Genomic DNA, 14,000 nt, shown 5'->3' with positions numbered 1-14,000 from the left:
AGAAGATCGCGGCGTGCCAATCGTGTTGCGGCAGCTTAGCGCATGCCGCCCAGCACGCCACCCATCGCCATCATCAGGAACTGCTGCAGCGGCATCTTCTTGCCGTTGAAGTCGACCTGGCCGTCGGCGTAGTTCAGGTACGAGACGATGTTGTTGTTTTCGATCTTGCCCAGACCCATTGCCGTGGCCATGGTGCCGACCATTTCAACCTGGCCCTTGGCGGTCTGCGCGGCCTGCTCGGCCGCCACACCGCGCATTTGCGGTTCGATGGCCATCAGGTCCGCCAGGTTGCCCTTGGACAGCACGAGCTTGGCATCCAGCTTCTTCAGGGCCTTCACCGCCATGTCGGACGCGTCGCCTTCCAGCTCGGCCGGCTTGACCAGCGCCATGTCCAGGTTGAACGTCGACGTACCGTTAGCGGTGCGCACTTCCAGCGGCGCGACGGCCAGCGTGGGGTTGCCGGCCAGCAGTTGCTCGACGTTGGCCTGGATCAAGGCCTTTTCTTCGTCCGTGAATTGCGGCGTCTGCTCTTCGCCCTTGCTTTGCAGCATGCGGCGCGAGGCGGCCTCATAGATGTCGTTCAGCGACTTCAGCGCCTTGGAGTCCATGTTCTGCGCGTCGATGACCAGCTTCAGGCCGGCCATGTCCTTGGCCTGCACGTTGATCATGCCGAAGTCGACGGCCATCTTGGCGCCCATGGCCGCACCGTTCTCGGTCATGTCCACGGCGATCGACGTGTCCTTGAGCTGGACGGGCGGCTTTTCGCGCGACGTGATCGTCCAGTCCTTGAGCGTCACCTTCTGGCTGCCCACGTACATTTCGTTGGCGGCCGGCTTCAGGTCGCTGGTCAGGGTGATGCCCTTGACCGCCATGGCGGTGATGTCGCTGGTGTCGGACGGGCCCGACAGCTCCAGGCTGTCGACGGCCACGTCGAAGATGCCGCGCTTGGTGGAAGTGGCGTAATCGAAGTCGCCCTTCATGCCCGAGAACACGAGCTTGGTGGTGTCCTTGGCGACTTCGACCGGGGCCATGTTGAACGTGCCGGTGATGTCCTTGCCGTAGCTGACGCTGTAGTGGCCCGACAGCGGCACCGCGCCCTTGGCGGCGGCGAACCACTCTTTGACCGTCTCGCTTTCTTCCAGCGCGAAGTCGCTGGCCACCATGGCCGGCATGAACTTGCCCGACTTCAGGTTGGAGAACGGCAGGGGGCCGTGGCTTAGGTGCTCGATGAAGACCACGTCGCGCTCTTGCGCGGGCTTGCCTTCGGCGGCGGGCGTGGTGAACTTGATGCGGTAGCGGGACGTCGAGGTGAAGACGCCGCGGTCGAACGAGACCAGCTCGGCGACGGCATTGATGCCCCATTTGTCGGCGACCTTCTTGAGCTCGACGTTCGAGTCCTCGATGGCCTGCTTGACGAATGCTTCGGCCTTTTGGCCCGTGTACCAAGCCGTGCCGGTCCAGACCGCGCCCAGCGCGACGACGATGCCAACCAATGCCGATTTCTTCATTGCATCCCTTTTATTTTGAATAGATGAAAGCCGACGGATTATAGGGAGGGCCGACTAGGGAAAACACTTATTTTGTTCTAATTTAATTCAAAATATTGCTGAATGATTCTATAGCTACCTTTTGTGCGCTTGCTGCGCCGCCACATCAGCTACAATCCGTTCCGTGCGCCAAGCCAATCTGCGCACGTCCGCTCGGCCCTTCGCCGCCAAGCTTCGCCCTGATGGGCGCTTCCCCTTTTCTCCTTATTCGACCGCCTGGATTGGAGTCTCTCAAATAGAGCGACAGGCTGCCGCTGGAGCTGTTTTGACTACCACTTCCCCTTTCGCCGACCTCGGGCTGGCTGATTCGCTGTTGCGCGCCATTGCCGACACCGGCTACACCGCGCCCACGCCCATTCAAGCCCAGGCCATTCCCCAAGTGCTGAAAGGCGGCGACCTGCTTGCAGCCGCCCAGACCGGCACCGGCAAGACCGCCGGTTTCACGCTGCCGATCCTGCACCTGCTGTCGCAGAAAAAGCCCGAGGCCCGCAAGCCCGGCCGCCCGCGTTGCCTGATCCTGACCCCGACGCGTGAACTGACCGCGCAGGTCGCCGAATCGGTGCAAACCTATGGCAAGTACACCTCGCTGTCGTCCATGGTGATGTTCGGCGGCGTCAACATTAACCCCCAGATCTCCGCGCTGCGCAAGCCGCTGGACATCCTGGTCGCCACCCCCGGCCGCCTGCTGGACCATTGCGGCCAGAAGACGGTCGACCTGTCGGGCGTCGAAATCCTGGTGCTGGACGAAGCCGACCGCATGCTGGACATGGGCTTCATCCGCGACATCCGCAAGATTCTCGCGCTGCTGCCCAAGCAACGTCAGAACCTGCTGTTCTCGGCCACGTTCTCCGACGAGATCCGCACCCTGGCGCGCGGCGTGCTGAACAATCCGGGCGAAGTCTCGGTCACCCCGCGCAACACCGCCACCGAGCTGGTCACGCAGACGGTGCACATCGTCGAGCAACACCACAAGCGCGACCTGATCAGCCACATCATCCGTGAAAGCGGCTGGCACCAGGTGCTGGTCTTCACGCGCACCAAGCACGGCGCCAACCGCCTGGCCGAAAAGCTCGTGAAGGACGGCCTGACCGCCGCCGCCATCCACGGCAACAAGAGCCAATCGGCCCGCACGCGCGCGCTGGCCGGCTTCAAGGACAGCAGCGTGACCGTGCTGGTCGCCACCGACATCGCCGCCCGAGGCCTGGACATCGACCAGTTGCCGCAGGTCGTGAACTTCGAGCTGCCCAACGTGCCGGAAGACTACGTGCACCGCATCGGCCGCACGGGCCGCGCGGGCGCCACGGGCGCCGCGGTCTCGCTGGTCGACAACAGCGAGATCAAGCTGCTCAAGGACATCGAGCGCCTCATCAAGAAGACGATCGAACGCAAGCCCGTGGAAGGCTGGACGCCGCCCGCCACCAGCGCAGCCGCCTTCGAACGCCAGGAACGCGACGAAGACTCGCGCAGCATGCGCGGCGGTCCCCGTAATGGTGGCCGCGGCGGCAACGGCGGATCGGGCCGCTCCTCGCGCCCCGCCCAAGGCCAGCCGCGCGCAGCGGCCGGTGGCCGTGCCCCCGCACCGGCCCGTGCCGGCGAAGGCCGTGGCAACGGCGGATCGCGCGATGGCAAGCCCGCCGACCGTCCGGCTCACGCCGGCCGCAACGAGGGCCGTCCGCAACAGAATCGCCGTCCCGAAGGGTCGTCGCGCCCGGCCGGCAATGCTGGTTCCGGCCGCCCGGCCGAAGGACGCGCCGGCCAAGGGCGCCCCAGCGGCGCGCCGCGAGCCGCGTTGCTGAGCAAGTAATATCTCCCGCAACCCCGACACTGCGATACACGGACCCGCAACATCATGCCCTTATCCACCTGGTTGACGTTCTTCCTGGCCTCCTGGGCCATTTCGTTCTCACCGGGCGCCGGCGCCATCTCGGCCATGTCGTCCGGCCTGAAATACGGCTTTGCGCGCGGCTACTGGAACACGGCAGGCCTGATCCTGGGCATCTTGTTCCAGTTCGTCGTGGTCGCCGTGGGGTTGGGCGCCGTGCTGGCGACGTCGGAAATGGCGTTCAACGTGGTCAAGTACCTGGGCGTCGCCTACCTGATCTACCTGGGCGTGCGCCAGATCCGCACGGATGCCGCGCCGGTCGCGGTGGATGCCGGCGATCCGCGTCAGGCGTCCATTCGTGACCTGGTCCTGCGCGGGTTCCTGATCAACACCATGAACCCCAAGGGCACCGTGTTCCTGCTGGCCGTGGTGCCGCAGTTCGTGGATCCGGCGCTGTCGCTGACGCCGCAGTACGCGGCCTTGGCGGCCACGCTGGCGTTCACCGACCTGGTGGCGATGGGCGTGTACACGCTGCTGGCGGCGCGCGTATTGCGCCTCTTGCGCGACGCCAAGCACATCCGCTGGATGAACCGCACCTTCGGATCGCTCTTCATCCTGGCAGGCGTGTTCCTGGCAACCTTCCGCCGCCACAACTGAAATTAAAAGCGTGGGGCACGGGCCGGCAACGGCGCGTGCCCCACATGTTTTCGTGCATGACACCGGACCGCACCGGCCTGAAAAGCGGCGTTAAGTAGAATCCTCCGATCATGAGCATTTCCAACGAAGTCGCACGGCGCCGTACGTTCGCCATCATTTCCCACCCTGACGCGGGCAAGACCACGCTGACGGAAAAACTGCTGCTGTTCGCAGGCGCCATTCAGATCGCCGGCAGCGTCAAGGCGCGCAAGGCGTCGCGCCACGCCTCGTCCGACTGGATGGAAATCGAAAAGCAGCGCGGCATTTCCGTGGCGTCCTCGGTGATGCAGATGGAGTACCGCGACTGCGTCATCAACCTGCTCGACACCCCGGGCCACCAGGACTTCTCCGAAGACACGTATCGCGTGCTGACGGCGGTGGACGCCGCGCTGATGGTGATCGACGCGGCCAACGGCGTCGAGCCGCAGACCATCCGCCTCCTGCAGGTCTGCCGCGCGCGCAACACGCCGATCATCACGTTCATCAACAAGATGGACCGCGAAGTGCGCGAGCCGCTGGAACTGCTGTCCGAAATCGAAGGCCACCTGGGCATGGACGCCGTGCCGTTCTCGTGGCCGGTGGGCATGGGCAAGTCGTTCGGCGGCGTGTTCGACATCCGCCGCGACCGCATGCGCGTCTTCCGCCCCGGCCAGGAGCGCCGTTCCGACAACGACGACTTCATCGAAGGGCTGACCAACCCCGAGATCGCCAAGCGCTTCGGCGGGGCGTTCGACCAGGCCAGCGGCGAGATCGAGCTCATCAACGAAGCGGCGCCCGCCTTCGACCGCGACCAGTTCCTGGCCGGCAAGCAGACGCCCGTGTTCTTTGGTTCGGCCATCAACAACTTCGGCGTGCAGGAAGTGCTGGACGCCCTGGTCGATCAGGCGCCGCCCCCGGGCGCGCGCATGGCGCTGCAACGCGAAGTGAAGCCCGAAGAACCCAAGTTCACCGGCGTCGTGTTCAAGGTGCAGGCCAACATGGACCCCGCCCACCGCGACCGCGTCGCCTTCGTGCGCGTGAGCTCCGGCCGCTTCGAGCGTGGCATGCGCCTGAAGGTCGCGCGCACCAACAAGGAAATGCGCCCCAACAACGTGGTGTCCTTCCTGTCGCAACGCCGCGAACTGCTGGACGAAGCCTATGCGGGCGACGTCATCGGCATTCCGAACCACGGCGTGCTGCAACTGGGCGACGTGCTGACCGAAGGCGAGACGCTGCAGTTCACGGGCCTGCCGTTCTTCGCGCCGGAACTGTTCCAGGCGGTCGAAGTGAAAGACCCGCTGCGCACGAAGCAATTGCGCACGGGCCTCACCCAATTGGGCGAGGAAGGGGCCATTCAGGTGTTCCGTCCTGAAGTCGCCGGCGGCTCGCTGCTGCTGGGCGCGGTCGGCCAACTGCAGTTCGAAGTGGTCGCGCACCGCCTGAAGACGGAGTACGGCGTGGATGCCCGGATGCTGCCTTCGCGCTACACAATGGCACGTTGGATTACGTCTGAAAACCCCAAGGCGCTGCGCAAGTTCATGGATGCCAATGCCGCCCATATCGCCTATGATGTGGTCGATGCTGCGGCGTTTTTGATCGGTTCTCCCGCGCAGTTGCGCGTCGCCGAGGAACTGTATCCCGATGTGAAATTCCACGCCATGCGGGAGCACGGCGGCAAGGTTTTCGGAGACAAGGCGTAGACCCGTTCGGGTTCCGCACGGCAGATTGAGGGTAGCAATGTCTTGGCGTTTTTTATTCGCAACGCTCCTTATCGCGCTCGGCGCGTCGGCTTGGGGCGGAATTCAACTGGGTGACTGGCTGGTGGCGCATGCGCCGGCGGCCGCGCCCGCTCCTGGGCAGGACGCAGCCGCGTCCCAGCAGCCCGTGCTGGACGCCAATGGCCGTCCGTATGTGGCACAGCCGCCGCAGCCACGCATCGACGGCACGTTGGGCGTGCCTGACAAACCGTCCGATCGCGAATGGCAGGTCAACACGGTGTCGCTGTTCGACACTGTCAGCGATCCCGCCGTCCAGATCTCGCGTGAACGCATCAGCCCCGAACAGGCGCGCGAAATCGCCGCCTCGTCTCAGGTGCCCCTGCCGTCGGGCAATTCCGACGTCAGCACGATGGACCTGCTGGTGCCCGGCACCTCCACCGCCATCAACGGTGGCGTAGCCGCTGGCGGCAGCTACGGCACGCCGCAGATGGTGCAGGCGCCCCCGCCGCCGCCCAACACGGCGCCGGCAGCCGGCGCGCAAGGCTGGCAGGATGCGCTGCGGCGCGAACTGGCCCAATGCGCCACGCAAGGCTTCTTCGAACGCCCCTCGTGTTCCTGGAACGCGCGCAACAAGTACTGCGCGCCGAACCGCGCCTGGGGCACGATGGCCGAATGCCCGGCCCGTCCGCAGTAAGACGTCTGCAATAAAGACGTCACCTCGCCACCTGCACGTGCAGGGGCAAGACAAGAAAAATGGCGCCCCGCGGGGCGCCATTTCTTTTGCAGCCAGCAGCCTTATTCAGGCACGGACATCTGGCTTTGCAGGTAGTTCTGGATGCCGACCTTGTCGATCAGGTCGATCTGGGTTTCCAGATAGTCGATGTGCTCTTCGGTGTCGTCCAGGATGTCCTGGAACAGATCGCGCGACACGTAGTCCCGCACCGATTCGCAATACGCAATGGCTTCCTTGACGGTCGCCTGAGCGGCCGTTTCCAGCTTCAGATCACAGGCCAGCAGTTCCGGCACGTCTTCGCCGATCAGCAGCTTGTGCAGGTCTTGCAGATTGGGCAGGCCGTCCAGCATGAAGATGCGGGCGATCAGACGATCGGCATGCTTCATTTCGCCGATGGATTCTTCGTACTCGTGCTTGCCCAGCTTGTCGAAGCCCCAATGGTTCAGCATGCGGGCATGCAGGAAATATTGGTTGATGGCCGTCAGTTCGTTGGTCAGTTGCTTGTTGAGAAACTGGATGACGGTTTTGTCGCCTTTCATGATGGACTCCTTGCAGTCAGGCGCGACGCGAGCGCATCGCGACAAAGGAGCGCACGATGCCGCGCGTACGCAACCCATGCAGACTACCATTGGCCGCAGGGCCGCGCCTAGCCTTGCTCTGCATTTGGTAAACGGCTTTAGGAGCGCAACAAGAAAGCGACAAGCTAATGAGAATGAGTATGTGTGTCTGAGGCCTTGCATGCGTGGCGACGCAACGGCGCGGGCTGCAGACTCGGGACGCGCTGGAATGGCTTCGCGATTGTCCCCATATATGTTGCGCGGCGGCCCCTGCGCCGCGTCATTCTGCGCTGCCAACGCGTCACCCCGGCTCGTTGCATATCAGCAACCGGATCAGGCCGCGTTGACCGTCCTCAATTCACGCGGTGCGCCGCGTCGCAAGCCAGATGCCGAATGCGATGGGCACGATGCCCAGCAGGTCCAGCCACGAGACGGGCTCACGTAGCACCACCCAACCGAACAACAGGCCCAGCGGCGGCATCAGAAAATGCAGTGCGCTGGCCGAGGTGGCGCTGGCCCGGCCCAGGATCATGAACCACAGGTAATAACCGCCCATCGACACCGCGACGATCATGTAGGCCATGCTCCAGATCAGGCTGGACGTCAGACGCGCATCGCCGAGGTTTTCCGTGGCCAGGGCGAACGGCAGCAATGCCGCGGCGCCTGCCAGCGACTGGATGCCCGTCGACGTCCACAGACCGGAGGTGGGTTTGAGCATCTTGTAGAGCAGGGTGCCGGCCACCAACGCAATCAGGCCCCCGGTCACAAGCAGCGTGCCGTGCAGGTCTTCCTGCATGCCGGTCAGCCGCGATCGCAACACCAACGCCACGCCCGCCAACCCCAGGCACAGCCCCAGCAGTTTGCGCCAGCTCAGCCGCTCGCCCAGCAACGGACCCGCCAGCACGCCGATGAGCAGCGGGTTGGTGCTGATGAGCACAGCGGTGAACGCCGACGACACGGTGGTCATGCCCGACCAGCTCAAGCCCAGGTACAGCGCGTTGTTGAGCGCCCCCAGCAGGACCAGCGCGGCCAGGTCGCGGCCCGAAGGCAGCTTCCAGCGACCGCTGGCCGCCGCCAGGCCCAGCATCAACGCGCCCGCGATCAGGAACCGGATCGTCAGCAGGGTCAGCGGCGGACAGTCGCGCACGGCGATCTTGGCTGCGGCAAACGCCGAACTCCATAGAAAGCAGAACGCGGCGATCGGCAGGAGGCTGATGCCCGGGCTGTCGGATGCGGGCAAGGCAGGGGCAGGGGTCGAAAGGGCCTTCATGGTTGATCCGGCTTCGTAGATCTGCAACCGCATGCGCGGCGGGATGGGAGGCATTCTGCGCGCCGGGCCATCCATTGACAAACTCTTTATTCGGATCGAAAGTATTTGAAATTCGAATGCTTGAAGGCGCCGTCATGCTCGATCTCGATCTCCTGCACAGCTTTGTCTCGGTCGTGGACGCTGGCGGCTTCACCGCCGCAGGCGAACGCGTGCACCGCAGCCAGTCCACCGTCAGCCAACAGATCCGCAAGCTGGAAGAGACGCTGGAATGCCCGCTCTTCCTGCGCGAGGGCCGGCAGGTCCAGCTGACCGAGGAAGGCGAACGCCTTCTGGGCTACGCGCGCCGGATGCTGGCGTTGTCTACCGAAGTCCGTGAGGCCGTCAGCGGCCGCAAGCGCGTGGACGTGATCCGCCTGGGCATTCCGGACGACTTTGCGGTGGACGCGCTGACTGCCGTCGTCGCCGCCTTCGCCAGAACGAGGCCCGCGGTGCAGCTGTCGGTACGTTGTGACCTGACGGCGGTCCTGACGCGCAGCCTGGAGCGGGGGGATCTGGACGTGGCGCTGCTCAAGCGCGAGCCGGGCGCGGGCACGGCGCTGGCCGCGTGGCCCGAGCGGCTGCACTGGATCGGCAGCGCGTCAGAGCAGGCGCCGCTGACGCCGGAGGCGCCCGTGCCGCTAGTGGCGTTTCCGCAGGGCTGCATCTACCGCAACCGCGCCATCCATGCGCTGGAGGCCGCCGGACGCCGCTGGCGCATCGCCTACGAAAGCCCGAACCTGTCCGGCGTGCAGGCCGCGCTGGCGGGCGGGTTGGGTATCGCGCTGCTGGAACGCCGCTGCATCGCGGACGGGCACCGGATCCTGGACGTGGGCCTGCCCGCCGTCCCGCCGTCCGAATTGGCGCTATGCGTGGCCGGCAACGTGCGCGAAGCGGCACGTCAACTGGCGATGGATATCAGGGAATTTTGCGAGAAGGAAATGACGCGGCTCGCCGCATGAAGGCAGCGAGCCGGAATTGACACCAATGCTCAGGCGATGGCGACCAGCGGAATCGGGAAGCTGCTGTTGGCAGCCGGCGTGTCCGATTCGACGAGGGCGGGAGCATTGACCGGAACTGCGATGGAGCGCACGTCGCACACGCTGGAGCAGCGGCCGCCCGGCAGGTATTCGGCGGCGGTTGCCGCGCAGCAGCCGCAGCACGTGGCCACGCCCAGCTCGAACTGCAGGTCGGAAAGCGTCGTCGCGCCCGCGTCCACGCTGGCGCGGACTTGGCGTTCGGTGATGGCATTACATACGCAAATGTACATGCGAATGATTATCGAAAATTATTTAGGCCCTGGCAAGCCCTTCAAGCAAATAATTTTGCAACCGAAGTGTCACGCAAGCCATTGAAAATAGGGACAATTTTGCCGAAGCTTGTCCCTTATTTCAACGCGCGGCGGCTTGCGCCTTGCGCAGCGCGGCCGGGGCAATCCGCAGCGCTTCGCGGTACTTTGCCACCGTCCGGCGGGCGATCACTATCCCCTGATCGGCCAGTTTTTGCATGATCTGGCTGTCCGACAACGGCTTGGCGCGATTCTCGTCGGCCACCATCTGGCGGATGTAGGTCTGCACCGCCGTCGCCGACGTGGCGTCGCCGCCTTCGGTCGAAACGCCCGTGCCGAAGAAGCGCTTGAGCTCCAGAGTGCCGAACGGAGTGAGCATGTACTTCTGCGTCGTGGCGCGCGAAATGGTCGATTCGTGAAGACCGAGTTCGCCGGCGATGTCTTTCAGGATCAGCGGGCGCATGGCCGCCGGGCCCTGGCTGAAGAATGCCGTCTGGCGTTCGACGATGGCCTGCGACACGCGCAGGATGGTGTCGAAACGCTGCTCCACGTTCCGGATCATCCATTTGGCCTGCTGCAATTGCGCCTGCAGCCCGGCGTGCGCCGATTCCTTCTGGTTGCCCAGCATCTGCGCATACAGGCCGTTGATCTGCAAGCGCGGCACCGCGGCGCTGTTGAGCGTGGCCTGCCAGCCGCGCCGCGTCTTGCGCACAATGACGTCCGGCACCGCGTATTCAGCCGCCGGCACGGTCCACGCCCGTCCGGGGCGGGGCTCCAGGCGCAGGATCAACGCATGCGCCGCGCGGAACGTGGGTTCGTCGCAACCCAGCGCCGCGCATACGCGCGCAGCGTTGCCGGTTGCCAGCAGCGGCAGGTGTTCGGCGCAGATCCGCCGCGCACAGGCCAGCACGGCGGGATCGGCCGCCTCGGGCAGCCGACTGAGGTCAGGATTGCGCAACTGCAGGTGCAGGCACTCGGCCATGTCGCGCGCGCCGATACCCACGGGATCGAACGACTGCAGCAGCGACAGCGCCGCGCGCAGCTCGTCCATGTCCGGCTCCATCTCTGCCGGGAGCCAACTAAGAATCTCGTCCAGCGGCGATCCGAGGTATCCGTTTTCGTCCAGTTCGTCGATCAGCAGGGACGCCAGCGCGGCATCGCGCGGCGCCGCCCGGGTCAAGGCAAGCTGGCCCAGCAGATGCTCGCGCAAGGTGTCCGGACGCGCCGCCTCGGGCAGGCTGGCGTCGTCATCGGGGTACACGCCGCCCGAACCCGGCATCTCGTCGATGGGTGTCTCGCGCTCGGCCGCCGGCTCGTCGTCCTGCACCGAGGACTCGCGTTCGGACTCTGCCCGCGACTCCGCCTCGGCCGACGACGGCTCGTCCTCCCGGTCCAGCAGGGGATTTTCGGCCAGCACTTGTGAGATTTCCGCTTCAAGGTCGAGCGTCGACAGCTGCAACAACCGGATCGATTGCTGAAGTTGTGGGGTCAGCGTCAGGTGCTGGCCAGGCCGCAGTTCTAAAATTGGACGGGTCATAGGTACAATATTTTGCATGATGAATCTGACTTCGCCCGCAAGCGTTCGCCAGGACTGCCGACTGATCGGCCAGACCCTGCTCAAACTGGCGCTTCCCCGACTCGTTTTGCGCGCGATCGTCATCGCTGTCGCGATCGTTGTCTGGTATCTGGTTGCCTCCTGGATACTCGATTTCGGCAAGCGCATGAACTACGACTTCCTGCACACGCTAGGCCAGCCGACCCAGGACATGGCGCAGCGGATCAATCCCTACCTCTGGTGGGTGGTTGCCGGCATCTGGACCCTGATCGTCTTCTTTTCGGTGCGCGCCTGGTTCTACGCCAGTCTGGCCTCGGGCGCCGCGACGCCGGTCGGCACGGATACGCTGGCCGAACTGGCGCCCAATCTGTCTGAAGAATCGCTAGGCGTGCTGCGCTGGACCTGGGGCGACCGGCAGGAACCCTTCACCGTCGGCGACCTGCGCCGCTCGCTGTCGGAATTGCGCCACAACCGCATTGGCAAGATCGACATGGTGGCCGAGCAGGCCCGGATCCTGGAAGCGGGCGCCAACCGCCCCGGCCGCGATCCGCACGACGACGGCCGGCGTGACGACGTCCGCCGCGACGCGCCGCGCGAACCGCGCTATGTCGAACCCCGCATCGGCCCGGCCCGCTAGGCCGCATCCAGACTGCCAAAAGGCCGCCGCAAGGCGGCCTTGCTGTTTCCAAAGGCCCATTCGTCAGCCTTCGGAAAAGACCACGATCTGATCCGTCCCTTGCTCTTTCCGTTTGCGCTTCCTGAAAAAGTGTGTTTGACTAGCACCCCATGGCCGCTTACCGCACCCCCCTCGCGATTGCCACCGGACGCTCCGCCGCTCCGGTCGCCGGCCTGCGCGTTCAATCCTCCTTCATCGCGCTATCGCTATTGCTACCGATCGGTTGCCGGGCCTAGTGTCCCCGTGGTAGCTCGGCAGCCACGTTTGCCACACGCGATTTCCCCTTTTTATCTCTGAATCCTGCCGGCCATCCCGGCAAACCCTGGCACAAGACCGTCATCCGGTTGCGATGCCGACGAGCGCAAAACGCGCCGGGATTCAAAAGAAACCGATCGAGGTGTAGTGATGATGCTTGCCAACCCCGCCACCAAATACGTCCCCTTCGCGCCCTTTACCCGCGATTTCTCCGAACGCACCTGGCCCAGCCGCCGCATCACGAAGGCGCCGATCTGGATGAGCACGGACCTGCGCGACGGCAACCAGGCGTTGATCGAGCCGATGAGCGTGGAACGCAAGGTCCGCTTCTTCGAACAGCTCGTGAAGATCGGCTTCAAGGAAATCGAAGTCGGCTTCCCGTCCGCGTCGCAGACCGACTTCGACTTTGTGCGCAAGCTCATCGACGAGAAGCGCATTCCCGATGACGTGACGATCATCGTGCTGACCCAGTCGCGCGAAGACCTGATCAGCCGCACCGTGGAAGCCGCCGCGGGCGCCAAGCAAGCCATCGTCCACATGTACAACGCTTGCGCACCGGCCTTCCGCAAGGTCGTGTTCAACATGTCCAAGGACGAGATCAAGAACATCGCCACCACCGGCACGCGCCTCATCAAGCAGTACACGTCGCAGCGTCCCGAAACCAAGTGGGGCTACGAATACTCGCCCGAAGTCTTCAGCACGACCGAACCCGAATTCGCGCTGGAAGTCTCGGACGCCGTTGCCGAGGTGTGGCAGCCCACGCCCGACAACAAGATGGTGCTGAACCTGCCCGCCACCATCGAGGCGACCACGCCCAACCTGTACGCCGACCAGATCGAGTGGATGCACAAGAATCTGGCCCGCCGCGACAGCATCGTGCTCAGCGTCCATCCGCACAATGACCGCGGCACCGCCGTGGCCGCCGCCGAGTTTGCAGTGATGGCCGGCGCCGACCGCATCGAAGGCTGCCTCTTCGGCAGCGGCGAGCGCACCGGCAACGTCGACCTCGTCACGTTGGCGCTCAACCTCTACACGCAAGGCGTGCATCCCGGCCTGGACTTCTCGGACATCGATGAAGTGCGCCGTTGCGCCGAATACTGCAACCAGTTGCCGGTCCATCCGCGCCATCCGTACGCGGGCGACCTGGTCTTTACCGCGTTCTCGGGTTCGCACCAGGACGCGATCAAGAAGGGTTTCGCATTGCAAAAGGCCGACGCCGTCTGGGAAGTGCCGTACTTGCCGATCGACCCCGCCGATCTCGGCCGCAGCTACGACGCCGTGATCCGCGTGAACAGCCAATCGGGCAAGGGCGGCGTGTCGTACCTGCTCGAGCAGGAACACGGCCTGGTGTTGCCGCGCCGCTTGCAGATCGAATTCAGCCGCGCCATCCAGCGCGTCACCGACGAGACGGGCCGCGAAGTCACCGCCGACGACGTGCACACGATCTTCAACCGCGAATACCTCGAGCAGAAGGCGCCGTGGAAGCTGATCCGCCATCGCATCGACGGCGATCCGTCGGCCGGTGAAGGCCAGCACTTCAGCATCGAAGCCGAACTTGAATTCAACGGCGAACGCCGCATCGTGCGCGGCAAGGGCGACGGCGCGATCTCCGCCTTCGTGGCCGCGCTGGACGTGCCCGTGCGCATCATGGATTACCACGAGCACGCCATCGGCACCGGCACCGGCACGCGCGCCGCATCCTATGTCGAACTGCGCGTCGGCGAATCCGCCACGGGCTTTGGCGTGGGCATCGACCGCGACATCGTGACGGCCTCGTTCCAGGCCGTGCTGAGCGCCGTGAACCGCCACATCAATTCCGGCGCCGTCACCGCCGAACAGGAAGCCGCCGAAGCCGTGTGATCCACGAC

General features: G+C 64.8%; 12 protein-coding genes. 7 read left to right on the top strand and 5 right to left on the bottom strand.

Translation table 11 applies throughout. From position 1 onward, the window contains the following. Positions 1–35 precede the first annotated feature (35 nt). The gene (locus B2W22_RS13975) at positions 36–1,508 is read right to left on the bottom strand and encodes a YdgA family protein (RefSeq protein WP_286938193.1); all 1,473 of its coding nucleotides are present in this window, start codon (positions 1,506–1,508) and stop codon (positions 36–38) included. A gap of 304 nt (positions 1,509–1,812) precedes the next feature. Here B2W22_RS13975 and B2W22_RS13970 point away from each other — a divergent pair, with 304 nt between their 5' ends. The 4 genes from B2W22_RS13970 to B2W22_RS13955 all read left to right on the top strand — a co-directional run bounded on the left by B2W22_RS13970 (position 1,813) and on the right by B2W22_RS13955 (position 6,456). Beyond that, a complete protein-coding gene (locus B2W22_RS13970) occupies positions 1,813–3,351 on the top strand; it encodes a DEAD/DEAH box helicase (protein ID WP_175123937.1) in 1,539 nt (512 codons plus the stop codon). A gap of 45 nt (positions 3,352–3,396) precedes the next feature. After that, a complete protein-coding gene (locus tag B2W22_RS13965) occupies positions 3,397–4,026 on the top strand; it encodes a LysE family translocator (protein WP_175123938.1) in 630 nt (209 codons plus the stop codon). Positions 4,027–4,136: 110 nt separating this feature from the next. Next, positions 4,137–5,744, top strand: coding sequence for a peptide chain release factor 3 (locus B2W22_RS13960; protein ID WP_056565700.1), 1,608 nt, complete (start codon positions 4,137–4,139; stop codon positions 5,742–5,744). A gap of 37 nt (positions 5,745–5,781) precedes the next feature. Then, on the top strand, positions 5,782–6,456 hold the full coding sequence (locus B2W22_RS13955; protein WP_056565702.1) for a hypothetical protein: 675 nt from the start codon (positions 5,782–5,784) through the stop codon (positions 6,454–6,456). A gap of 101 nt (positions 6,457–6,557) precedes the next feature. On the opposite strand, the gene bfr is transcribed toward B2W22_RS13955, so the two are convergent. Then, positions 6,558–7,034 (bottom strand): bacterioferritin, encoded by a 477-nt coding sequence (gene bfr, locus B2W22_RS13950; RefSeq protein ID WP_056327755.1) that lies wholly within the window; start codon positions 7,032–7,034, stop codon positions 6,558–6,560. Between the two features lie 376 nt (positions 7,035–7,410). Beyond that, positions 7,411–8,322, bottom strand: a complete 912-nt coding sequence (locus B2W22_RS13945; RefSeq protein ID WP_175123939.1) for a DMT family transporter — start codon at positions 8,320–8,322, stop codon at positions 7,411–7,413. A 134-nt stretch (positions 8,323–8,456) separates the two neighbouring features. Here B2W22_RS13945 and B2W22_RS13940 point away from each other — a divergent pair, with 134 nt between their 5' ends. Beyond that, on the top strand, positions 8,457–9,320 hold the full coding sequence (locus B2W22_RS13940; RefSeq protein WP_175123986.1) for a LysR substrate-binding domain-containing protein: 864 nt from the start codon (positions 8,457–8,459) through the stop codon (positions 9,318–9,320). A gap of 29 nt (positions 9,321–9,349) precedes the next feature. Here the strand turns inward: B2W22_RS13940 and B2W22_RS13935 are convergent, their stop codons facing one another. Next, a complete protein-coding gene (locus tag B2W22_RS13935; protein ID WP_056327752.1) occupies positions 9,350–9,628 on the bottom strand; it encodes a (2Fe-2S)-binding protein in 279 nt (92 codons plus the stop codon). A gap of 121 nt (positions 9,629–9,749) precedes the next feature. After that, positions 9,750–11,201, bottom strand: a complete 1,452-nt coding sequence (gene rpoN / locus B2W22_RS13930; protein ID WP_175123940.1) for an RNA polymerase factor sigma-54 — start codon at positions 11,199–11,201, stop codon at positions 9,750–9,752. Between rpoN and B2W22_RS13925 the strand changes: the two genes are divergently transcribed. Both B2W22_RS13925 and leuA read left to right on the top strand, forming a co-directional pair. Next, a complete protein-coding gene (locus B2W22_RS13925; protein ID WP_286938188.1) occupies positions 11,200–11,838 on the top strand; it encodes a hypothetical protein in 639 nt (212 codons plus the stop codon). The two genes, rpoN and B2W22_RS13925, sit on opposite strands and share 2 nt — an antisense overlap. Positions 11,839–12,282: 444 nt before the next feature. After that, a complete protein-coding gene (gene leuA, locus B2W22_RS13920) occupies positions 12,283–13,992 on the top strand; it encodes a 2-isopropylmalate synthase (protein ID WP_286938186.1) in 1,710 nt (569 codons plus the stop codon). The last annotated feature ends 8 nt before the right edge of the window (positions 13,993–14,000 follow it).

The sequence above is a fragment of the Achromobacter sp. UBA4530 genome, from assembly GCF_002388205.1.
Classification (GTDB): domain Bacteria; phylum Pseudomonadota; class Gammaproteobacteria; order Burkholderiales; family Burkholderiaceae_B; genus Achromobacter; species Achromobacter animicus.
This window is presented reverse-complemented; position numbering and strand designations above follow the sequence as displayed.

Coding starts and splice junctions, on each gene's coding strand:
- B2W22_RS13940 (WP_175123986.1), top strand. CDS start 8,457: ATGCTCGATCTCGATCTCCTGCACAGCTTTGTCTCGGTCGTGGACGCT.
- rpoN (WP_175123940.1), bottom strand. CDS start 11,201: ATGCAAAATATTGTACCTATGACCCGTCCAATTTTAGAACTGCGGCCT.
- B2W22_RS13935 (WP_056327752.1), bottom strand. CDS start 9,628: ATGTACATTTGCGTATGTAATGCCATCACCGAACGCCAAGTCCGCGCC.
- B2W22_RS13945 (WP_175123939.1), bottom strand. CDS start 8,322: ATGAAGGCCCTTTCGACCCCTGCCCCTGCCTTGCCCGCATCCGACAGC.
- bfr (WP_056327755.1), bottom strand. CDS start 7,034: ATGAAAGGCGACAAAACCGTCATCCAGTTTCTCAACAAGCAACTGACC.
- B2W22_RS13960 (WP_056565700.1), top strand. CDS start 4,137: ATGAGCATTTCCAACGAAGTCGCACGGCGCCGTACGTTCGCCATCATT.
- B2W22_RS13965 (WP_175123938.1), top strand. CDS start 3,397: ATGCCCTTATCCACCTGGTTGACGTTCTTCCTGGCCTCCTGGGCCATT.
- leuA (WP_286938186.1), top strand. CDS start 12,283: ATGATGCTTGCCAACCCCGCCACCAAATACGTCCCCTTCGCGCCCTTT.
- B2W22_RS13955 (WP_056565702.1), top strand. CDS start 5,782: ATGTCTTGGCGTTTTTTATTCGCAACGCTCCTTATCGCGCTCGGCGCG.
- B2W22_RS13975 (WP_286938193.1), bottom strand. CDS start 1,508: ATGAAGAAATCGGCATTGGTTGGCATCGTCGTCGCGCTGGGCGCGGTC.
- B2W22_RS13925 (WP_286938188.1), top strand. CDS start 11,200: ATGATGAATCTGACTTCGCCCGCAAGCGTTCGCCAGGACTGCCGACTG.